Below are 19,873 nucleotides of genomic sequence, written 5' to 3'. Positions count from 1 at the left end.
CGATTGCTGAGAAAACTTTACCGCTGCCCGGCTGTAATTAAAAGCTCGTTGCTCATAGTAATATAAAAACCTTCATTTTTAAGAATTATCTTCCCTCCGTTAGCCCCTGAGCTACGCTGTTTTCTGAAGGTTATCACTTTAGAAGGACTCTCCATGTCGCAAACCTTACTGCGTGTACGCGATGGTCGAGGCGCTTCGGTTTCGTTCTCGGAACTGTTATTCGATCTGATCTACGTTTTTGCCGTTACTCAACTTTCCCACTACCTGCTGCATCACCTGACGCTGACCGGCGCGCTGGAAACCCTGTTGCTGTGGTTTGCCGTCTGGCTGGCGTGGCAATACACCGCCTGGGTGACCAACTGGTTTAATCCGGATACCCGCCCCATTCGTCTCTTGCTGTTCGCCATCATGCTGTTGGGGCTGTTTGCCTCCTCCGCGCTGCCGCAGGCGTTTGGCGAACGCGGGTTGATTTTCGCGCTGTTCTACGTGGCGATTCAGGTTGGGCGTTCCTGGGTGGTCCTGAACCTGCTCGAAGCCGATCACCCGCTGAAGCAAAACTTCCGCCGTATCCTGGGCTGGTTGTGCATTTCGGCAGTATTCTGGATCCTGGGCGGGCTGGCGCAAGGCCATAGCCGGCTGCTGCTGTGGGCGCTGGCGGTGCTGTGCGAATACGTTTCACCGATGTTCGGCTTCCGCCTGCCGGTGCTGGGCCGATCCGACAGCAGCAGTGAATGGACCATAGAAGGCCACCATCTGGCGGAGCGCTGCCAGCTGTTCGTGATCGTGGCGCTGGGGGAAACCATTCTGATTACCGGCTCTACCCTCAGCGAAATGGAAACCTGGACAGCGCCGGTGCTGATCGCCTCGCTGGTGGCCTTTATCGGCAGTCTGGCGATGTGGTGGGTCTATTTCGATACCAGCAGCAAAGCCGGCAGCCACGCCATCAGCCAGGCGGAAAATCCCGGCCAGTTGGGTGCCTACTTCCACTATGTACACGTGGTGCTGGTCGGGGCAATCATCGTCTGCGCCGTCGCCAACGAACTGGTGATTGCCCATCCCGACGGCCACATCAGCAACGTGACGGCGGCGGTGTTGCTCCTCGGTCCGGCCATTTACCTGCTCGCCAACGCCTTGTACAAACGGCTGATATATCGCCGCTTCCCGCTGTCGCACCTGGTGGGCCTGATCGCGCTGGCCGTGCTGACGCCGATAGCTTACCTGACAGATTTGTTGATGGTGAACGGGCTGACCACGCTGATTATGGTGGTGGTCGCGGTGTGGGAGAGCATCTCGCGGGGCAAAACGCCGCAGAAACAAAACGGCGCGCCCCTATAACCAAGGCGGACAGGGGGAGTGATTCCCCCTGTCACGGCAGTTACTTCAGCGGTTGCGGCAGTTTCAGCACCCACAGTTCGCTCAGGGATTCCGGCTTATCCAGTGGCCGCAGTTCGATGGTCGTCGACACGGTTTTACCATCAAGGGTCAAGCCTCCCTGCTTATCCAATTGGTAATCGCCGATTTTCTTACCCTTGGGCTCAGCGTTAACCAGCTTGGCCTGCAGACCAAAATCGTTATCGTTAATCACCGCCAGTGTGCGATCGTCGATCAGCGTCAGGCCTTCCACCTTTTCCTGCTGCCAGCCCAATTTGCGCAGATCCACCACTTCGCGCTTTTGCGCCAGCTTCACGCCGCGCTTGGCGAGATCTTTCGCATCATCAAACTCCAGCGCTTTGTCCTTGCCGTCGAAGGCCGTCAGATCGGTCGCCTGGCTGAGATCGACCAGGTAGATTTTGTTAATCATCTGCTTGTCTTTATCGCTGCCCTGTTCAATCAGCAAGATATGCTGGTTGTCCACCGCCACGATGTCGCCGACTTTGGCATCCTTGGCCTTGTTATAGCTTTCGATATCAATCGGGTAGCCGTACATCGCCGTTTTGCCGCTGGCCGGATCAAAACTGACCAGGCGAGTAAATTGCGCCTTGTTCTTGCTCTTGCCATCAACGTCCAGCGTGCTCTGCACCGCCGCCAAAATGCGGCCATCCGGCAGGCGAGTGATGCCCTCAAAACCCCGGTTCGGCTGGCGCCACTTGATAATGTTCGGTAAACCGCCAGCCACCGCCTGCTCCCCTTTTTGCGGCGCAGGGCCGTATTTGGCGAGGATCTTGCCTTTACTGTCGATATGGATCAGGAACGGGCCGTATTCGTCGCACAACCAGTAGCCACCGTTACCGTCGGCCGTGATGCCTTCAGTATCCAGCCCGCGCCGATCGCCCGGCAAGGTTTTGAGCGTATCGCTCAGCGCCACTTCGTTGGTGGATCCAATCAGCCCGCCCGGCAGCGGCAGCCCGCTGACGGGCCCCTGCTCGTCATGCAATGGGCGCTGATTGCCGGCCACGGCTTTCCCGCCGCCGACGCGAATATCCATCAGCAGGGGAACGAACTGCGGGTTGGCAAAGATTTTGGCTTCTTGCTCACCGACCGCAGGCGCATCGGCGTTGGGACCGCGATCGGTGACGGTAGTCAGCAGCAGATCATTGCCCTCACGCCCATTGAACACCAGGCCGGAACCGATACCCACAGGCAATCCCTGCGGAAAATGCTTGGCGAAAGCGCCCTGATAGCTTACGTGCTCACCGCCGGGGAAGCTGACGACATAGCGCTCTACCTCAACGTCGGCGGCATAAGAGATCAGAGGAAACAACGAGGTGATTAACAGCGAAACCGGTTTTATTTTCATGGTTATGGCTCAGAGTTAAGGGAGTGAAGTTCGCAGCTTGCTAAGATATTAACCTGGTGTGACATTCTGATGACAGCCCCGCTAATGTCATGAATTATAGTGCTAATTGAACATGGCAAATAGAAATTAACAATTAACATCGGCGAATTGAATGGGAAAAGCAGATGGAAAATTAAATTTACCGAGGGCCGGATTACGCTAACAACGGCCCCAATATTTAAGCTTAGGGTAAATTCTTATAAGAAAGATAAAAAAATAAACAAACGCGCGAAAATTCGGAAAAATATAGCCAAAGTCGCATAGACAAAACTAATTTAGGGGGATTTAATACCCGCCGTTATTTAAGGTGCATTAAGAAAATACTGATAGAAACCTGCATTAATTGATAAAGGTGTTCTATAGTTTTTAGTGCTAACGATCGTTAGTATTTTCCGTAGGATGGAGTTTATGTCAAAGCGACTATTTGCTGAATTTTTTGGCACATTTTGGTTGGTGTTTGGTGGTTGTGGCAGTGCGGTATTAGCTGCAGCATTTCCGCAACTGGGTATTGGTTTTGTCGGTGTGGCACTCGCTTTTGGTCTTACCGTAGTCACAATGGCCTATGCCGTTGGCCATATTTCCGGCGGGCACTTTAACCCGGCCGTTACCGTGGGATTATTTGCCGGCGGTCGTTTCCCGGCCAAAGACGTGATCCCCTATGTGATCGCTCAGGTGATCGGCGGTATCGCTGCAGCGGCCGTGCTGTATTTGGTTGCCAGCGGCAAAGCGGGCTTTGATCCCACCGGCGGCGGCTTTGCCTCCAACGGTTACGGCGAACATTCACCGGGCGGCTATTCTCTGCAATCCGCTATCGTTATTGAATTGGTCCTGACCGCATTCTTCCTGATTGTTATTCACGGCGTGACAGATAAACGTGCGCCGGCAGGGTTTGCCCCTTTGGCTATCGGTTTGACATTAACGCTGATTCACTTAATCAGCATTCCGGTAACCAATACCTCCGTTAACCCGGCGCGCAGTACCGGCGTGGCAATATTCCAGGGCACCTGGGCATTGCAACAGCTTTGGGTATTCTGGCTGGTGCCGTTAATCGGCGGTGTCATCGGCGGCCTGATTTATCGCTGCCTGCTGGAAGACAAAAAGTAATTACGCGGTATTTGATTTCGTTTAACAGGGCAGCCCTTATCGGCTGCCCTGCTGTTTTCAGGCTTTCGCCGCTTCAAACATCATAATGTCGCTGGTGAAGGATCCGTCCGGTTGAATGGCGAAGTGCTGGAGCACATCTTCGGAAACCCCCTGCTGCAACGCGCGAATGGCGGTAACGAAATGCTCCGGCGTACGCATGCGCGCCACCCAACTGCCGAACTCAAGATACAAGCGATCCGAAGTCACTTCCCGCACCACCAATCCGGCTTCAGTCAGCAGGCTCAACCATTCCCCCGGCGCATAATTGCGCACATGCGACGTGTCGCGCAGCACCTCAACGGTTTGCAGATAAATATCCAGCAGCGGGTGCCCCGGTGACACCACATCCATAAAGATCGCCGCGCCGCCCGGTTTCAGCACGCGTTTAACTTCGCGCAGCGCCTGACCCACGTCATGCCAGTGGTGCGCCGAGTAACGGCTGATCACCAGGTCAAAGCCGGCATCGTCAAACGGCAGCGATTCCGCCACGCCCTGCTGTACCTGAATATTGTTCAACCCTTTATCCACGGCCGCCTGGCTAACCACCTCCAGCATCTGCGCGGACAAATCATAGGCCACGACCTGAGCCACTTTCGCCGCCGCGGTAAAGCTGGCGTGCCCGGCACCGCAGCCCAGATCGAGCAGCCTGGCATCGGCATGGGGCTCCAGCAATGTTGCCAGGCGCTGCAAATCTTTGCCCTGCGCATGCACCGCGCTGGTCAGGTAGGCGCTGGCCTGTTCGCCGAACTGACGATCGACCGCATTTTTATGGCTGTTGCTGATGCTCATATTTGCTCCTGTTATTGTCGGGCTTACGCCCGCGCCGGGTGGCTTTCTCTGTAAGGGATATCCCGTCATTGCACCTGGGCGCCGCCGGCGGCGACAAACGATTACGGGATACAACCCACTATAATCAGGCTGATATACGGGTACAATATAAGCAGTTATCCTAGTATGAGAAGGTACCCCCCTATGGAATCCGAAGCCTTATCCGGCCCCAAAGCCCTCGGCGCCTTTCTGCGCGCCCACCGCGAGCGCATCACGCCAGACATGTTGGGGCTGCCCAGCGCACCGCGTCGCCGCACCAGCGGCCTGCGGCGTGAGGAGTTGGCGCAAATCAGCGGCATCAGCGCCACCTGGTATACCTGGATAGAGCAGGGCCGCGAGGTGTCCATCTCTCCGCATACGCTGGCGCGCATCGCCAAAGCGTTACGGCTGGGGCATGCCGAACGTCACTACCTGTTTACTCTGGCGCGGGTGGCCGATCCCGAGCAGGAACAGCATCAGGACCTCGCCAACAGCGCCGTTTTGCAAAGCGTTTACCAGGTGGCAGCGCCCTGCTACCTGCTGGATCTTACCTGGAACATCCTTGCCTGGAACCCGCAAGCGGAAACCCTGTTCAGCGGCTGGCTGGGCCAGGCCAAGACGCCCAATCTGCTGCACTTTATGTTTTTCCACCCGCTGGCGAAGACCCTGGTCAGCGACTGGGACGATCGCGCACGGCGCGTAGTGGCCGAGTTTCGCGCAGAAACCAGCCATCACCAGAATACAGAAGCGATGCGCGCCTTCGTGCGCAACATGACGCACAACAGCGAAGCCTTTAATCACTGGTGGAAACAGCATGACGTGATGGCGCGCGAAGGCGGCGAACGGAGGTTTACTCATCCGCTGCAGGGGGCGTTGCGCTATCGGCAACTGACGTTTCATCCGGCGGAAAACAGCACGCTGAAGCTGGTCATGCTGATCCCTTTGCCGTAACTGGTAACAAATTTATAAACAGGTTTACTCACCATTTATTTATTGGTTCACACAAACGCGCTAGGGTGATAGCTACCGATGATTATCATCATCCAGCTTTGTTATTTATCTCCTGAGGTAACCCTATGCAATCTGAAGAACAGCGCCTTATCGATGGTTTGTTTGGCCGCTTGAAAGAAGCCGAGACCAAGACAGGCCAGAGGGATCTCCAGGCAGAACAGCTCATCAACCAGCATATCCGTGAACAACCTTCTGCACCTTATTACATGGCGCAGGCGATGATCATCCAGGAAGCGGCGCTGAAGCAACTGGACCAGCGGGTAAAAGATCTGGAGAACCAGGTTGCCCAGCAGCAGCAAAATACCGCCAGCCAACAGAGCAGCGGCGGCTTCCTGGCCGGGTTGTTCGGCGGCGGCAATCGCAATACGCCAAGCCCGCGCGACCAGTACCAGGCGCAACAGCAAAATAATGCCGCCTGGAACAATCAGCCGCAGGCGGGTTATGCCCCGCAGCAGCAGCCGCAACAAGCGCCACAGCAGGCGGCTGCGCCTTCTCGGGCCGGCGGGTTCCTCGGCGGTGCTTTGCAAACTGCGGCAGGTGTGGCCGGCGGCGTGGTGTTGGCCGACATGCTGACCGGCATGTTCCGCCATTCGCAGCCGCAAGAGATTGTGAACATTATCGATGAACCCCCGGCGCAGCCTGTAGATGACAGCGCAATGAAAGAGTTTGACGCGTCCAACAACCTCGACACCTTCAACAACGGCGACAACCGCTTCCTGAATCAGGACAACGGCTTCCAGAACGCAGGTTATCAAACCGATGACAGCGACGATTTCTCGGATGACGATTACAGCGACGACGATTCATTTATCTGATTCTGCCCCCCTCTCCGCCCGGAGAGGGGTTTATGTTTCCTCCCCCGCGCAGCTGGTCTACAGTTAAACCTGCCCAATCACAGCAGGTTACGAGAAGCCATGCCCAAGATGACCCCTACCGATCCCTATGTCAGCACCCGCCTGTTGATGCGCCCACCGGTGGCAGACGATCTGGCCAGGTTTTACGCCATTTTCGGCGATCCGGAAACCCAGCGCTTCAACCCCGCCGGCCCCGTTGCCGGCGAAGAACAGGCGCGGCAGGCGCTGACTGAACGGATCGAGAAATGGCGGCAGCACGGCTATGGCTCCTGGGCGATTGCGCTGCGTGAACGACCGGAGTGGATCATCGGCTTCGGCGGGCTGTCGTGGCATCCGCTCGGCGCACAGCGCACGGTGAACCTGGGTTACCGCTTCGATACGCAGGTCTGGGGAATGGGATTGGCCACGGAGATGGCGCTGGCAGCGCTCGAATATGGTTTCGAACACCTGCGGCTGGACGAGATTTCCGCCACCGTGCGCGCAAACCATCAGGCCTCGCGTCACGTGTTGGAAAAAGCGGGATTGCGTTTGGTGGATACGTTAAACGATGTGCCTGACGCCGAGCCAAGCCTGATTTATACCCTGATGCGCAGCGACTATCAGGGCGGTTAAACGGAGGCGTCGTCGTTGATTTCCGCCAGCACCCGGCGATAGGATTTCACTTTCTTGCGTTTCTTCAACCAGATGACGGTGGAAACCATAAAAATGACCCCAGACATGGTCAGCACGCCAACCGGATGGCCGTAAAACACCATCAGGGCAAAGTAAACGGCTGAAACGATCGCTACCCATTTCGCCGAATTCCCCACGGCGTTCTTTTCCTGGGTTAGACGGCGGAGATACTCTTCTTCACTGATTCCCATACGTGCTCCTTTTTTGGCTGAACGCTCCATCATATGGAGCCAGGATGCTGATATTTCAAGCAATTAAAGGGTAAAGAAGCGTAAAGCTCAGCGAGAACGACGGGAACCGGAATGCAGATAGCGCCCCGGCAGGTCGGTGCCGGGCAAAGCGGTGCCGTCATTGCGGCCAAATAACCGGTAGCGATTGCTCGCCACTGCATTGTAAACCCCATCGGCCAGCCGTTGCGGCAGAAAGCGCGCCAACGCCAACAGGCGAAATGGCCAACCAAGCTGGCGCAACGCCTGAAAAAACGCCGCCGAACGCAGCCAATAGTGCCCCTGCTCAAGATAAACGATGGAATCGACAGGGTCAGTGGGCAACCCCAGCCAGCTCAGGATCGCCTGCCCTTCCGCCGATTGCACCGTCGCCAACAGGATTTTGGCTTGTCGATCGGCGCGGATAAGATATCTCACCAACCCATGGCAAAGGTTGCATTCGCCATCAAATAACAGCACCCGATCGCCAGGCCGTAGATAAGAAGAGAGATTAGGGGGAAACTTTGGCGAATTCATCCGGCCTCCAGGGGTGATCGCTCCAGACTAGCGCGCATTCCCCCCCAGAGCCAGCAGACTGATGCGGCCTTTAAGGGGCTGGCGGTGCCGGCGGCGTATCCGGCAATGCCACGACCGAGATTCGCACCTCATAGTGCTTGGCGCTGGCGGCCGGGATCACCGAGGTCAGCTTATTGATGGTTTCGGTCGGGTTATCGCTGGCCGAGGTGGCGCAGAACAACTCCCCGCCGTGACAAAAACCTGGCTTCGGCATATGCCCCTGCGGGAAAGGCGGCAAACGGAATTCTTGCCCTGCCGGCGGCGCATTTTTATCTGCCGGAGCCGGAGCGGAAAGCGCGCCGACGCTGAACAGCGTCGCAACAGCCAGGATAGGCAGCGCCAGTACTTTGCATGCATTTTTCATGATATTGACCTCATTTACCGGGATTGGGCTTAACCTACCCCGCTCCCGGCAGATGAGAAAGCCGCTTTTCACGACCTTTTCACACCGATGATCTTTGCTTACATCCTGGCGCCAACGTGATCAAAGCTTAAGGATCTTGTAAAGACACATCGGCATTTGCATCCCGCTCGTCGTCTTATTTACCGCGAGTCAGCGTGCTGTAACTGGTCATCAGGTTACGGTAGTCCGGGATATGATTGGAGAACAGCGCGCCCAACCCTTCCACATCGTTACGCCAGTCGCGATGCAGCTCACAGGCCACGCCGAACCAGGTCATCAGCTGCGCGCCTGCGGCCTCCATGCGGCTCCAGGCCGACTGACGCGTCAGCTCGTTGAAGGTGCCGGAGGCATCGGTGACCACAAACACCTCAAAGCCTTCGCTGAGGGCGGACAGCGCCGGAAACGCCACGCACACCTCGGTGACTACGCCGGCGATAATCAGTTGTTTGCGGCCGGTGGCTTTCACCGCTTTCACGAAGTCGTCGTTATCCCAAGCGTTAATCTGCCCCGGGCGTGGAATGAAAGGCGCGTCAGGGAATTGGGCCTTCAGTTCCGGCACCAGCGGGCCGTTCGGACCCTCTTCGAAACTGGTGGTCAGGATGGTTGGCAGGTTGAAATACTTCGCTAAATCACCCAGCGCCAGTACGTTGTTTTTAAAACGATCGGGATCGATATCACGTACCAGCGAAAGCAGCCCTGCCTGATGATCCACCAGCAATACGGCGGCCTGATCCTTGTCGAGGCGTTGGTAATTTGCAGTCATGGTTTACTCCTGTCGGGTTTTGATTATTGCGGATATAGCGCCCCGGCCACAACGCCAGGAGCGCAGAGGTTTAAGTGTAGTGTCTGACCCGGAGAATATGTTCCGGGTCAGGAGGGATGCCTTAGCTCGCCTCGTACTTTGCTGCCATGGTGCCGAACTTGCCGCCGTTGAAATCGCTGAAAGCCTGCTGGATTTCCGCGTCGCTGTTCATCACGAACGGACCGTAGCCGACGATAGGCTCATCGATCGGTTCGCCGCTCAGCACCAGCAAGGCGACATCGTTGTTGGCTTCGATAGTGATCGAATCGCCCGCACGGTCAAACCTGACCATTTGGGTTTCGCGCACCACTTCCTCGCCGTTAACATGAATGGCACCGTGCAGCATCACCAACGCCAGCGTATGGCCTTCTTCCACCGTCAACGTGGTGGTGTGGCCGGCGTTCAGCTTCATGTCCCACACGTTGAGCGGGCTGAAGGTGCGAGCCGGGCCGGCGTGGCCGCCAAAGTTACCGGCAATCACCCGAACCTGCCCTGCGCCGTCCGCCAGCGGAACCACCGGGATATCCGCATTCAGCAGCGTCTGGTAACCCGGTTCGGCCATTTTGTCTTTGGCCGGCAGGTTGACCCACAGCTGTACCATTTCCATGGTGCCGCCGTTACGCGAGAAATCCCGTGAATGGAACTCTTCGTGCAAAATACCCGAGGCGGCAGTCATCCATTGCACGTCGCCGGGGCCAATCACCCCGCCGCTGCCGGTGGAATCGCGGTGCTCCACTTCGCCCTGATACACGATGGTCACAGTTTCAAACCCGCGATGCGGGTGCTGGCCAACGCCACGGGTGCCGGAGGCAGAGCGGAATTTGGTTGGCGCGGCATGATCCAACAGCAGGAACGGGCTCATTTCCGCCCCCAGATCGTTGTAGGAGAACAGCGAATTCACCAGGAAACCGTTGCCGACCCAGTGGGCTTCAGGGCTGTCGTAAATACCGAGGATCTTTTTCATCTTGAACTCCTGTTTCAGGTCTCACGACCTTAGGTTGATGTCAGAAGTCTAATTGAACGCCATTTGCCGCAGTAGTCGGCAAGATGTACACTCAGTGTTCTATAAATAGAACGATAGGGACAGGCGATGTTCACCGATTTGAACGATCTGTTTTATTTCGCCAGCGTGGTCGATCATCAGGGATTTGCGCCTGCCGGCCGGGCGTTGGGTATCCCGAAGTCCAAGCTCAGCCGCCGCGTCGCGCTGCTGGAAGAACGTCTGGGCGTGCGCCTGATCCAGCGTTCAACGCGGCGTTTCTCCATCACCGAAGTGGGCCAGAACTACTACGTTCACTGCAAGGCAATGCTGGTGGAAGCCGACGCCGCACAGCAGGCCATTGAGCAAACCCGCGCGGAGCCTTGCGGCACGGTGCGCCTGTCTTGCCCGGTGGCGCTCCTGCATACCCGCGTCGGCAGTATGGTGGCGGCCTTTATGGCCGATTACCCCAAAGTGACTGTCCATCTGGAAGCCACCAATCGCCGGGTGGACGTCGTGGGCGAGGGCCTGGATCTGGCGATCCGCGTGCGGCCACCGCCGCTGGAGGACAGCGATCTGGTGCTGAAGATCCTGGCTCAACGCATCTGGTACATCGCCGCCAGCCCCGCGCTGGTGCGGACCCTTGGCCCGGTGCAACGGCCTGAACAATTGGACAAATACCCGACGCTCGATCTTGGGCCGGCACGGGCACAGCACCAGTGGCAACTGACCGGGCCGGACGGTGAGAAAGTGGAATGGGAACACAGGCCGCGGCTGGTTACCGACGATATGCTGATGCTGCGTACCGCAGCAATTGCCGGCGTCGGCATTGTGCAGCTGCCGTCGATGATGATGCGCGACAACATGCTGCGCGGTGAGCTGGTGCCGTTGCTACCCGACTGGCAACCGCAGGGCGGCGTAGTGCATGCGGTCTACCCTTCACGCCGTGGGCTGCTACCGGCGGTGCGGTTGCTGCTCGACTATTTGGCCCAGCAGTTCGCTCTCCTCGAAGAAGAGTGATCAGGCGGTAATTTCGATGGCATTGCCATCCGGATCGCGGATGATCGCCTTGTTGGCTATACTGAGGCAAGCATCGTTACCGCAGAACGTAACGGCTTGGGCGCTAAGGGAAAAAGATGCTGTCGAAAATCGCGAAATGGTTATTTCAATTACCGGGCAGGCTGCTTGGATCGATCTTCAAGAATCGCCTGACGATTTTTATCTTCTTTATGTTGATTGCCGTTGGGGTATTCAGCGCCAAACGCTATTTGCGCGCGCATCAAAGCGATGATGAATTTGTGACGCCCCCCCCCACCGATTACAACCGGGCCATCCAGCGCGAAATGCCGCTGCGCGAAGCGCGTGAACAGTGCGGCGGGCCTCTGCACGACAATGCAGGGCAAGCCTGGCCGTCATCGGCCGGCTATCTGCATCAACCGGAACGCCTGACCGGCGCCGGCTTGCATCGTCTGACGCTGGACAATCAAGGCAACGATTTTGCGGTGTTGGTCAGGCTGGAAACGCCCACCGCACCGCAACAGCTGGCGGAGGTGTTCATTCCCGCCGCCGGCAACTTCGATGTCAAAATCGATTCGGCTGCGGAACACGTGATGAAAATCAAGAACATCAAGAGCGGCTGCAACTTCCGCTCCAGAGCTTTCGCCCTGAGCAAAGACAGCGATTGGCGGATGCCGCTGGAGATGCACTCGAACGGCGGCATCGAGTTCCAATCCATCAGCGATCGCGAGTTCTGATACGGCGCCAGATAAATTCCCCGACGCCGTCAAGCTTACTTCTTAACAGGGTGATCGCGGCGGAACAGTTCCCAGCTCTCTATTTCCTGGCCGTTCGGCAAGGTGCAGGTGGAATACTGGCCGTCGGCGTTTTGCCTGGCGTTCAGTCTGCCGCCAAGCCCTGAGCAATAAACGTCTGCCGGGTTTGCCATCCCGATCGGTTTCACCTGCGGCGGCGGCGGCGCCTCGGGAGATTTCATTGCGCACCCCTGTAGCAGCGTCGCCCCTGCCAACAGGGAGATCATCAGAATTTCTTTCATGTTTGCTCTTTTAACTCCCTATGAATTTCACGTTGCAGCCAACAACGCCGCAGCATGAAATACGACGGGGAAATAAAAACGGCGGGTGGCCGTAACCCCCGCCGTTCAGGCTATCAGGAAATAAAGGACGCGCCCTGTTTCAGCACCAGATCGCAGGCTTTTTGCTTCACTTTTTCGGTAATTTGCGAAACGCCCAGGTTGTTCAGATCCAGGCTCTTGCCTTCGCCGGTTTTCAACAGACCGCCCAGCCCTTGCTGATAATCCTGGCTCTTGGCGTTTTCCGTGCTGCTGATACCCAACTTGCTCAGCAATTTGTCTTTCACCGCTTCGGTGCCATTGGCCGACAGGACGTTATTTTTCACGCAGTATTGCAGGATGCCGGCGGCGTTGGTCATGCTGCCGGAACTCAGCGCTTTATCGCCGCCATTCAGCAGGCCGGTCAGCGAAGACAGCGAGGTGCCGCCGGTGCTGCCCCCAGACTTGCTGAGTTCACCGGCGGCGCTGCTGATGGAATCCATCAGCCCGGCAGCCTGTGCTGCCCCGCAGGTCATAGCCGTAGTCAAGGTCAGCGCCAACAGTAAACGATGTTTGGTGTTCATGAGGGTAAAGCTCCTGTTATTTCCCGAAAACGGCGCGCTCTACGCAATGCGCCGGGTCACCTCTTCCGACGTCACCGTTGCCGACAAGTTCCTTTTATCTCTCGCGGCAGCCGTTTTTCAGAATTCAGGTAATTTTTGGGTGGGAGAGCAGCGGGCCAAAAGGCCCGCCGGGATCAGAACTGCCAGCGCAGCCAGGCGAAGAACACGTTGCCGTTGTTGTAAGTGCCGGGAATGTAGGTCGCCTGGAAGGTCAGCCGTTTATAGCCGATCGACGCCAGCGGCAACGGCGCCGGGATAGGAATGTAGTTCCAGTTGTCCCGCGCGGTAATGCTGGCGGTAAACCCCAGCCCCAGGCGGAAATCCTTGTCATCCAGCGGCCGCCAGATTTTCTCGTAAGCGTAGCCGCCGATAGGTTCCCACTTGTTGAACGAATCCTTGAACGCCATCAGATAGATACCGTGCCAGTCTCCGTCGCTATCATAGCGCGAGATGCCATAACCGGCGCCCCAGGGGCGCTCATTGTACCTGTCGATGTGCTCGTCATCGTAAGCCCAGCGGTTGTGCCAGGTGATGGCCGGCAGGTAGATGTCTTTATTCGGCGAGTTATTCCAGGTTTCCGACACGTTATTGGTGAAACGCTGCCACAACCCCGGTTTTTCAGCCTGTGCGGAATTACTATTTCCTGCACCAACCTCGGCATAAGAAGGTAGTGCAGGAAATATCAATGCCACCGAGCAAGCCAAAATTGTCCGTTTAAAAAACATCATAAAGCTCCTGTAAAATTAAGGCCGAGGATTCTTACCCATCACATTGGCAAGATCAAGCTGTATCTTATTTATCCAAGATATTTTCCTTGCCCTGTTGCCCCCTGGTTAAGTTTAGCCGTCGGCAAAGCGTGCCACCCCACAAGTCCTATTCCGGGCGCTCAGCCTACTGCTCGCCAAATACCTCGTCTGTCGGAAAACTCCGCAATAATGAAAGTCGCCACTGTATGGGACGATCTTCATCGTCACGCAAAGTGTAGCGAAATCGTTACTCCCGCTGGAGAAGAGAATGTGATGGCCACCCCGTTTGCAACTGCGGCTGAAAGCCCACTTTGCAGGCCGCCCTCATCACACCGAGGCTCGTCGTAATGCTGCCACTATGTAAATACAATGTTACATGGATGAAACATGAAAAATAACCGTTCATGGCCTGCGTTGGGCCACCTGCAATTTAATGAGCTCACCCAGCAGAGATACTTAAAAAGAGTTATTCATGGTGGGAGGTCATACGGAAAAAGTTAAAAAGACACGGCCATAAAAAATGAGGATTAACCCTGCCGGCAAAAGTACCGAGAGATAGCCCAACGCCCCATTATCTGCACGCCCTATCCCGATTTTACTGCTCAATCAGATTCAATGAAAAATGCCACCGCCCAATAACCTTATTTTTCATATTGATTACTGACAACGTAAACCCTCGAATACGATCCCGCCGTTTACCGCACCATAGCCCCAGCTTGAACAAGTGGGGTGTTTAAATAATGGTTAAAACCAGCGAGAAAAAACCCGTTTGCACCAGAGCGGCATATTGACTCATTCGCCACACAACATCGCCGGCAATGTATTTTGCTGATTTCTGCCTGATAAAAGAAAAGAGATAAAATCCGGAGAAGCACATGAAAATCACGATTGGAGCCTTTATTCTGCAACAGCTCCGTACCCTGAGCATCGATCGTATCTATGGCGTGCCCGGTGATTATAACCTGGCGCTGCTGGAATTGATTGAACAGGAGGGCGATCTTGAGTTTATCGGTAATTGCAACGAACTGAACGCCTCCTATGCCGCCGACGGCTATGCGCGCCTAAAAGGCGCCGGGGCGCTAATCACGACCTACGGCGTGGGCGATCTGGCCGCGCTGTCCGGCATTGCCGGCGCCTATGCCGAATCCGCACCGGTGATCTGCCTGTCCGGCACCCCGCCGCTGCATGCGATGAAAAACCATGAGTTGCTGCACCATACGCTGGCGGACGGTAACTTTGATAACGTCATGAACTGTTTTAAACAGTTCACCGTCGCCCAAGCGTTAATCACGCCGGAAAATGCGGCGGTTGAAATTCCGCGCGTTATTTCCCGCGCCTGGACGGAAAAGAAACCGGTTTATTTACAGTTGCCTTCCGATATTTGCGATGTCGAAATTGAAATAGCCCAGACCATTGCCCCACCGCAATTACCGCAAAGCGACCAATATAATGTCCAACTGGCGGCGATGGCGCTGTTGGCGCGCATTAAACGGGCGAAAAAACCGATTATTCTGGTCGACCAAATGGTGGATCGTTTTCAGCTACAGCAATTAGTGATCGAGGTCGCCCATAAATTTGCGATCCCACTCACCAATATGCCGACGGCAAAATGCATTATCCCGGAAACCACCGCGGGTTGGATGGGTGGCTACAGCGGCGACCTGTCGCGCCCCGAGTTGTATGAGCACATGGCGAACGCCGACTGCGTACTGACCTTCGGCGTACGCCTGGTCGATTCCACCACCGGTTATTTCTCGCACCACATCCCCGCCGGCGCGCAGATTGATATTCAGCCTTTCTCGCTGAAGCTGGGCAATACCTCCTACCCGGCGGTAGCGGCGGCAGACCTGCTGCAAGCGCTGCTGGCGCTGGATAACGGCATAACGGCCCCGCCGCTGGCACCGCTCCCCGAACAGAAGCACAGGCTGGCGACGCCGGGCGAAGCGGCTCTCGATCAGGCCTATTTCTGGCAACGTATGCAGCGCTTTATTCGGGCGGATGACGTGCTGGTGGTGGAGAACGGCACCTCAGGGGCGGCGATTGGCGGCATGCGCATGCCGGACGGCGTGCAAGTGGTTAATCAGCCGATCTGGGGGTCGATCGGTTATACCCTGCCGGCGCTGCTCGGCACCATGATGGCCGCGCCAGATCGTCGGCACCTGCTGTTTATTGGCGATGGCTCCTTCCAGCTCACCGCCCAGGAGGTCTCCACCCTGCTGCGCTATGAGCAAAAACCCATCATTTTCCTGATTAATAACGACGGTTACACCATAGAGCGCTACATTCTCGGGGAAAATTCGTCTTACAACGACATTGGCCCCTGGGATTACGCCAAGCTGCCGGCGGTGCTCAACACCCAGGCCACGCCGTTCAGCGTGGCGGTCGAAACCACGCAACAGCTGGAGCTGGCGCTGGAACAGGCTTCACGCCAGGATCGGCTGGCCTTTATCGAAGTGAAGGTGCCGATGATGGATACCCCGCCGGTGATGAAAGAGTTCTGCAACCGCTGCAATAACTTCAACTTCGGCCTGACCAACCCGCGCCGCGCATAACCGCGCCGTTACCCGCCGCTTCTCAGCAAGCGGCCGTTTTCCCCAACGCCTGTACGATCCGCTGTTGCAGCCTTTGCAGCAGCGGATGATGCCGCTTGGCGCCCAGACGCAACGCATTCACCACTTCGGGCAGCGGCATGCTGCGTTCAAACCCGGCATCGACCTGCACCCGGCGATCGAGACATTGCTGGCTGAGCAGGCCAATCCCCATTCCCGCAGAAATGGCCACCAGCATGCCGGCTATCGAGGGGCACTCGACGCAGACCCGGTAATCGATGCCCGCCGCGCTCAGGCGATCCTCCGCCAGACCGCGGTAAAAACAGTCCGGCCCGTAGCTCACCAGCTTCACTCTTTCGCCCGGCTGATAATGCCACCCAGGCGGGACGCACCAGTGAATGCGTTCGCTTTCCAGCGCCACATCCTCGGCGCTCAGGGCATCGCGGAACTGCTGATGCAGCACCAGATCGAGATCCCCTTTCGCGAGAGCAGCACGCAATACCTGGCTTTGTTCAATCACCAACTGCACGTCAACCTGCGGATGCTGATGGGTAAATGCCGTCAGCAAAGCGGCGAGTTGGGCCAGCGGCATCTGTTCCGTGGCGCCAAAACGCACCACGCCCCGCAATGACGAGGGCGAAAAGTGAGCCAGCGCCCGATCGTGAGCCTGCAAAATGCGCCGTCCATGCAGCAGCAGCGCCTCGCCGTCGGCGGTGGCGGTCAACACGCCGCCCTGACGATCGATCAGAATGCGGCCCAGCTGTTCCTCCAGCCGTTTGATTTTCCAGCTCACCGCCGACTGGCTGAGATTAAGCTGTTGCGCGGCGCGCGTCATGCTGCCGGTATCAATGACGCTTTGCAGCGCCCGTAATGCATCGATGGATAAACGCGGGGTCATCTGCGCACCATGACAAAAATGGGATTGACTCACCATAACTTGTCATTGGCGTCATGAAAAGAGAATGGGTAGCTTGGGTACGGCCACCTCATGGAGAGATCATGATGAACAACTTCCCCACCCTGCTTGATCGGCACATTATCGTCGACGGCCATCGCATTGCCGCCGGCGTGCACGGCGCTGGCGATCCGCTGGTGCTGGTGCACGGTACGCCCGCTCACTCGATAATCTGGCGTAACCTGCTGCCCAGGCTGACGTCTGCGGGCTTTCAGGTCCACCTTTACGATTTACTGGGTTTTGGCGCGTCAGAGCGCCCGCTGTCGGCAGACACCTCGATTGCCGCACAGGCGGAGTTGCTGATTGGCCTGCTGGATCACTGGCAACTGGATACCGCCCACGTCTTTGGCCACGATATTGGCGGCGCGCTGTCATTACGTGCGGCGTTTAGCCATGCGGAGCGCTTTCGCTCGCTGAGCATCGCGGATATTTGCAGCTACGATTCCTGGCCTTCCCCCACCTGGCGCGGCATTCGCGATAACTATCGTCAGTACGCCGTGATGGACGAGCGGCAGCATGAGCAAACCCTGGAACGGCAACTGAAAATGGCGGTGTTCGACAAATCGCTGATGAAGGGAGAATTATTGCAGCGCTATCTGGCGCCGATCGTCGGCGTGGTCGGCCAACCGGCGTTCTATCAGCAGCAAATCGCCCATTACAACGCCCGCTATACTGAGGATTTCGCACAGCGCCTGCCCGAACTGCGCCTGCCGGTGCAGATCCTGTGGGGCGAAAACGATGAATGGCAACCGGTCAGTTACGCCTACCGTTTGCAGGCCGACATTCCCGGTGCCAGGCTGCAGGTGATCCCGCGCGCGGGGCATTTTGTCATGGAAGATGCGCCGGAGGTGGTGGCGCAACGGTTGGTGGCATTTATACATTCACTTTAAACGGGCAATATGCCCAGGAGAAAATCTGATGCAATTGATTGGCATGCTGGATTCACCCTATGTGCGCCGGGTGGCTATTTGTCTGAAATTATTGGGCGTCGAATTTGAACACCGCGCGGTGTCGGTATTTCGCGATTTTGAACGATTCAAAACCCTCAACCCGGTGGTGAAAGCCCCAACCCTGGTGCTGGCCGACGATCAAATCCTGATGGATTCGTCGCTCATTCTGGAGTATGCCGCCGGGCTGGTTCCCGCCGGCCAGGCCCTGTTGCCGGCGCACGGACCTGCACGGCTGCGCGCTTTGCAATTGACCGGGCTGGCGCTGGCCGCCTGCGAAAAAACGGTGCAAATCGTTTATGAACAGCAGTTGCGCCCGCAGGAGAAACAACATCAGCCGTGGCTGGATCGCGTTCAGGGCCAATTGCTGGCGGCTTACGCCGAACTGGAGAAACTGCTGGCGCAAACCGCCGCGATACCGCAACTCATGGGCAGCGCGGAGGTCAGCGTGGCGGTGGCCTGGAGCTTTACTCAACTGATGCTGCCCGAACGGATCACCGCGCAGGCGCACCCGGTGCTGGCGGCGTTTACCGCCCAAGCCGAGCAACACCCCGCGTTTATCAGCACCCCGCAGGTTTAGCCTGCCGATGCGCGCGCCAGGCAACGCTGGCGCCGCTCATCCACCCGCTTGGCAAACCAGGCGGTGGTAAGTTTACGGGTGATTTTCGGGCTTTCCAGTTGAATGCCCGGCAGCATTTCGCGCGGCAGTTTCTTGCCGGCCGTTTTTTCCGCCAGCGTATAGACCCGCTCATAAAGGCGGGTGTCGGCAAACTCGAGCAAATCCCCTTTCTCCAATGCCCCGCGAATCGCCGAATCGCTCATATCCAACCGTTTTCCTAGCGTGCGCACCGCCAATTCGGTGGAGCCGGGCTTATCGGTGCCGTAGTTAATCAAATCGCCGTCCAGCGCCAGCGGAATGCCGCTCGCCCGGCTGACCGCACTCTGGAACGCCGCATTGCGGCTGGCGTACCAGCCGGCATTGAAATCGGCAAAGCGGTAGATCGGCTGGCTGTAGTCTGCCGGGTAGCCCAACAGGTGCGCGATGCCAAAGTACATACCGCCGCGGCGACTGAACACTTCACGGCGGATCGAGCCGTCGATCGGGTACGGATAACCTTTGGCGTGCGCCTCGGCAAAAGCGATGCTCACCTGCATCGGCCCGGCGGTATGCACCGGGTTCAGGCTGCCGAACAGCTTTTGCCCCATCGGCACCGTATCGATCATGTCATCAAAGATATCGCTCAGATCCTTCTCGGTGCGCACCTTGTCCAGCCGCTCGCTGTAACTTTTGCCGTTCGGCGATTTGATCAGCAGCGCGGTATGCACCAGGAAGTTCGGGATATGCATCTGATCGGCGCGGCGGTCGATCTCTTTCCAGGCAATGTTGGGCAACCCCGCGATCGGCGGATTGGCCTGGAAGGTCGACTCTTGCTCGGTCACCGCCAACACCGAACACAGGTTTTCGGTGTTCGGTTCTATACCCTGTGCGGCAAAGGCGGCGGTGATGTCGGTGGCCCAGCCCTGGCGATCGGCAGCGTTGGCCGGCATCAGCCGCACCAGTTGCGCCTTGACGTCGGCGGGGCGATGTTCCGGCGCTGTCGTGGTTTTCGTCGTACAACCGGCCAGCACCAGCAGCGCGGCCAGGCTCAACGGACGCAAGGTCATCGAGTTGATATAACGGTGAAGTGACATCTTTTCCCTGATCGTTTGGCATAATCTGCACTGACGTTAGCCCAGCCGGAGAACGCGATCCAGT

The 19,873-nt window shown here is 57.2% G+C and carries 22 protein-coding genes; 10 read left to right on the top strand and 12 right to left on the bottom strand.

The annotated features are described in order from the left end of the window. Nucleotides 1-153: 153 nt before the first annotated feature. Nucleotides 154-1,335 carry a low temperature requirement protein A gene (locus JK621_RS03690; protein ID WP_212558690.1) on the top strand — a complete coding sequence of 394 codons (1,182 nt, stop codon included), beginning with the start codon at nt 154-156 and terminating at the stop codon, nt 1,333-1,335. 40 nt (nt 1,336-1,375) lie between these two features. Here JK621_RS03690 and JK621_RS03685 read toward each other — a convergent pair whose 3' ends face one another. Beyond that, nucleotides 1,376-2,737, bottom strand: a complete 1,362-nt coding sequence (locus JK621_RS03685; RefSeq protein WP_212558689.1) for an esterase-like activity of phytase family protein — start codon at nt 2,735-2,737, stop codon at nt 1,376-1,378. Nucleotides 2,738-3,184: 447 nt separating this feature from the next. On the opposite strand from JK621_RS03685, the gene aqpZ reads away from it, so the two are divergent. Beyond that, a complete protein-coding gene (gene aqpZ / locus JK621_RS03680) occupies nt 3,185-3,880 on the top strand; it encodes an aquaporin Z (RefSeq protein ID WP_212558688.1) in 696 nt (231 codons plus the stop codon). A gap of 57 nt (nt 3,881-3,937) precedes the next feature. Here aqpZ and JK621_RS03675 read toward each other — a convergent pair whose 3' ends face one another. Continuing rightward, the gene (locus JK621_RS03675; protein WP_212558687.1) at nt 3,938-4,708 is read right to left on the bottom strand and encodes a class I SAM-dependent methyltransferase; all 771 of its coding nucleotides are present in this window, start codon (nt 4,706-4,708) and stop codon (nt 3,938-3,940) included. Nucleotides 4,709-4,891: 183 nt separating this feature from the next. Between JK621_RS03675 and JK621_RS03670 the strand changes: the two genes are divergently transcribed. The 3 genes from JK621_RS03670 (at nt 4,892) to JK621_RS03660 (ending at nt 7,203) form a co-directional block, all read left to right on the top strand. Continuing rightward, a complete protein-coding gene (locus tag JK621_RS03670; protein WP_212558686.1) occupies nt 4,892-5,677 on the top strand; it encodes a helix-turn-helix transcriptional regulator in 786 nt (261 codons plus the stop codon). A 125-nt stretch (nt 5,678-5,802) separates the two neighbouring features. Then, the gene (locus JK621_RS03665) at nt 5,803-6,552 is read left to right on the top strand and encodes a DUF2076 domain-containing protein (protein WP_212558685.1); all 750 of its coding nucleotides are present in this window, start codon (nt 5,803-5,805) and stop codon (nt 6,550-6,552) included. Between the two features lie 99 nt (nt 6,553-6,651). After that, the gene (locus JK621_RS03660; protein ID WP_212558684.1) at nt 6,652-7,203 is read left to right on the top strand and encodes a GNAT family N-acetyltransferase; all 552 of its coding nucleotides are present in this window, start codon (nt 6,652-6,654) and stop codon (nt 7,201-7,203) included. On the opposite strand, the gene JK621_RS03655 is transcribed toward JK621_RS03660, so the two are convergent. From JK621_RS03655 to JK621_RS03635, 5 genes are all read right to left on the bottom strand, one after another. Further along, nucleotides 7,200-7,454, bottom strand: a complete 255-nt coding sequence (locus tag JK621_RS03655) for an ABC transporter ATP-binding protein (RefSeq protein ID WP_212558683.1) — start codon at nt 7,452-7,454, stop codon at nt 7,200-7,202. The two genes, JK621_RS03660 and JK621_RS03655, sit on opposite strands and share 4 nt — an antisense overlap. An 87-nt stretch (nt 7,455-7,541) precedes the next feature. Next, nucleotides 7,542-8,006, bottom strand: a complete 465-nt coding sequence (locus JK621_RS03650) for a thiol-disulfide oxidoreductase DCC family protein (RefSeq protein WP_212558682.1) — start codon at nt 8,004-8,006, stop codon at nt 7,542-7,544. Nucleotides 8,007-8,076: 70 nt separating this feature from the next. Then, nucleotides 8,077-8,409 carry a hypothetical protein gene (locus JK621_RS03645; RefSeq protein ID WP_212558681.1) on the bottom strand — a complete coding sequence of 111 codons (333 nt, stop codon included), beginning with the start codon at nt 8,407-8,409 and terminating at the stop codon, nt 8,077-8,079. A 175-nt stretch (nt 8,410-8,584) separates the two neighbouring features. Continuing rightward, nucleotides 8,585-9,211: an isochorismate family cysteine hydrolase YcaC gene (ycaC, locus tag JK621_RS03640; protein WP_212558680.1), complete on the bottom strand. Its 627-nt coding sequence runs from the start codon at nt 9,209-9,211 to the stop codon at nt 8,585-8,587. A 121-nt stretch (nt 9,212-9,332) separates the two neighbouring features. Next, entirely contained in the window at nt 9,333-10,214 is an 882-nt protein-coding gene (locus tag JK621_RS03635) for a pirin family protein (RefSeq protein ID WP_212558679.1), read from the bottom strand. 126 nt (nt 10,215-10,340) lie between these two features. Between JK621_RS03635 and JK621_RS03630 the strand changes: the two genes are divergently transcribed. Both JK621_RS03630 and JK621_RS03625 read left to right on the top strand, forming a co-directional pair. Then, entirely contained in the window at nt 10,341-11,249 is a 909-nt protein-coding gene (locus JK621_RS03630) for a LysR family transcriptional regulator (RefSeq protein WP_212558678.1), read from the top strand. 116 nt (nt 11,250-11,365) lie between these two features. Beyond that, entirely contained in the window at nt 11,366-11,983 is a 618-nt protein-coding gene (locus JK621_RS03625) for a hypothetical protein (RefSeq protein WP_212558677.1), read from the top strand. Between the two features lie 35 nt (nt 11,984-12,018). Here JK621_RS03625 and JK621_RS03620 read toward each other — a convergent pair whose 3' ends face one another. The 3 genes from JK621_RS03620 to pagP form a co-directional block, all read right to left on the bottom strand. Then, on the bottom strand, nt 12,019-12,282 hold the full coding sequence (locus JK621_RS03620; protein WP_212558676.1) for a putative hemolysin: 264 nt from the start codon (nt 12,280-12,282) through the stop codon (nt 12,019-12,021). A gap of 113 nt (nt 12,283-12,395) precedes the next feature. Continuing rightward, complete coding sequence (locus JK621_RS03615; protein ID WP_126480561.1) at nt 12,396-12,881, bottom strand: DUF2501 domain-containing protein; 486 nt, start codon at nt 12,879-12,881, stop codon at nt 12,396-12,398. 173 nt (nt 12,882-13,054) lie between these two features. Further along, nucleotides 13,055-13,648, bottom strand: coding sequence for a lipid IV(A) palmitoyltransferase PagP (pagP, locus tag JK621_RS03610; protein ID WP_212558675.1), 594 nt, complete (start codon nt 13,646-13,648; stop codon nt 13,055-13,057). Between the two features lie 893 nt (nt 13,649-14,541). Between pagP and JK621_RS03605 the strand changes: the two genes are divergently transcribed. Then, nucleotides 14,542-16,218 (top strand): alpha-keto acid decarboxylase family protein, encoded by a 1,677-nt coding sequence (locus tag JK621_RS03605; protein ID WP_212558674.1) that lies wholly within the window; start codon nt 14,542-14,544, stop codon nt 16,216-16,218. Nucleotides 16,219-16,240: 22 nt separating this feature from the next. Here the strand turns inward: JK621_RS03605 and JK621_RS03600 are convergent, their stop codons facing one another. Next, a complete protein-coding gene (locus tag JK621_RS03600; RefSeq protein ID WP_212558673.1) occupies nt 16,241-17,149 on the bottom strand; it encodes a LysR family transcriptional regulator in 909 nt (302 codons plus the stop codon). A gap of 65 nt (nt 17,150-17,214) precedes the next feature. Here JK621_RS03600 and JK621_RS03595 point away from each other — a divergent pair, with 65 nt between their 5' ends. Then, complete coding sequence (locus tag JK621_RS03595; RefSeq protein WP_212558672.1) at nt 17,215-18,060, top strand: alpha/beta fold hydrolase; 846 nt, start codon at nt 17,215-17,217, stop codon at nt 18,058-18,060. Nucleotides 18,061-18,088: 28 nt separating this feature from the next. Further along, the gene (locus JK621_RS03590; protein WP_212558671.1) at nt 18,089-18,697 is read left to right on the top strand and encodes a glutathione S-transferase N-terminal domain-containing protein; all 609 of its coding nucleotides are present in this window, start codon (nt 18,089-18,091) and stop codon (nt 18,695-18,697) included. Here the strand turns inward: JK621_RS03590 and JK621_RS03585 are convergent. Beyond that, the gene (locus tag JK621_RS03585; RefSeq protein WP_212558670.1) at nt 18,694-19,809 is read right to left on the bottom strand and encodes a DUF1615 domain-containing protein; all 1,116 of its coding nucleotides are present in this window, start codon (nt 19,807-19,809) and stop codon (nt 18,694-18,696) included. The genes JK621_RS03590 and JK621_RS03585 overlap by 4 nt on opposite strands. Nucleotides 19,810-19,873: the final 64 nt, after the last annotated feature.

The sequence above is a fragment of the Serratia plymuthica genome, from assembly GCF_018336935.1.
Lineage (GTDB): Bacteria > Pseudomonadota > Gammaproteobacteria > Enterobacterales > Enterobacteriaceae > Serratia > Serratia plymuthica_B.
This window is presented reverse-complemented; position numbering and strand designations above follow the sequence as displayed.

Coding starts and splice junctions, on each gene's coding strand:
- JK621_RS03655 (WP_212558683.1), bottom strand. CDS start 7,454: ATGGGAATCAGTGAAGAAGAGTATCTCCGCCGTCTAACCCAGGAAAAG.
- JK621_RS03630 (WP_212558678.1), top strand. CDS start 10,341: ATGTTCACCGATTTGAACGATCTGTTTTATTTCGCCAGCGTGGTCGAT.
- JK621_RS03620 (WP_212558676.1), bottom strand. CDS start 12,282: ATGAAAGAAATTCTGATGATCTCCCTGTTGGCAGGGGCGACGCTGCTA.
- JK621_RS03690 (WP_212558690.1), top strand. CDS start 154: ATGTCGCAAACCTTACTGCGTGTACGCGATGGTCGAGGCGCTTCGGTT.
- aqpZ (WP_212558688.1), top strand. CDS start 3,185: ATGTCAAAGCGACTATTTGCTGAATTTTTTGGCACATTTTGGTTGGTG.
- ycaC (WP_212558680.1), bottom strand. CDS start 9,211: ATGACTGCAAATTACCAACGCCTCGACAAGGATCAGGCCGCCGTATTG.
- JK621_RS03595 (WP_212558672.1), top strand. CDS start 17,215: ATGATGAACAACTTCCCCACCCTGCTTGATCGGCACATTATCGTCGAC.
- JK621_RS03605 (WP_212558674.1), top strand. CDS start 14,542: ATGAAAATCACGATTGGAGCCTTTATTCTGCAACAGCTCCGTACCCTG.
- JK621_RS03600 (WP_212558673.1), bottom strand. CDS start 17,149: ATGGTGAGTCAATCCCATTTTTGTCATGGTGCGCAGATGACCCCGCGT.
- JK621_RS03585 (WP_212558670.1), bottom strand. CDS start 19,809: ATGTCACTTCACCGTTATATCAACTCGATGACCTTGCGTCCGTTGAGC.
- JK621_RS03635 (WP_212558679.1), bottom strand. CDS start 10,214: ATGAAAAAGATCCTCGGTATTTACGACAGCCCTGAAGCCCACTGGGTC.
- JK621_RS03685 (WP_212558689.1), bottom strand. CDS start 2,737: ATGAAAATAAAACCGGTTTCGCTGTTAATCACCTCGTTGTTTCCTCTG.
- JK621_RS03615 (WP_126480561.1), bottom strand. CDS start 12,881: ATGAACACCAAACATCGTTTACTGTTGGCGCTGACCTTGACTACGGCT.
- JK621_RS03665 (WP_212558685.1), top strand. CDS start 5,803: ATGCAATCTGAAGAACAGCGCCTTATCGATGGTTTGTTTGGCCGCTTG.
- JK621_RS03660 (WP_212558684.1), top strand. CDS start 6,652: ATGCCCAAGATGACCCCTACCGATCCCTATGTCAGCACCCGCCTGTTG.
- JK621_RS03675 (WP_212558687.1), bottom strand. CDS start 4,708: ATGAGCATCAGCAACAGCCATAAAAATGCGGTCGATCGTCAGTTCGGC.
- JK621_RS03670 (WP_212558686.1), top strand. CDS start 4,892: ATGGAATCCGAAGCCTTATCCGGCCCCAAAGCCCTCGGCGCCTTTCTG.
- JK621_RS03645 (WP_212558681.1), bottom strand. CDS start 8,409: ATGAAAAATGCATGCAAAGTACTGGCGCTGCCTATCCTGGCTGTTGCG.
- JK621_RS03650 (WP_212558682.1), bottom strand. CDS start 8,006: ATGAATTCGCCAAAGTTTCCCCCTAATCTCTCTTCTTATCTACGGCCT.
- pagP (WP_212558675.1), bottom strand. CDS start 13,648: ATGATGTTTTTTAAACGGACAATTTTGGCTTGCTCGGTGGCATTGATA.
- JK621_RS03590 (WP_212558671.1), top strand. CDS start 18,089: ATGCAATTGATTGGCATGCTGGATTCACCCTATGTGCGCCGGGTGGCT.
- JK621_RS03625 (WP_212558677.1), top strand. CDS start 11,366: ATGCTGTCGAAAATCGCGAAATGGTTATTTCAATTACCGGGCAGGCTG.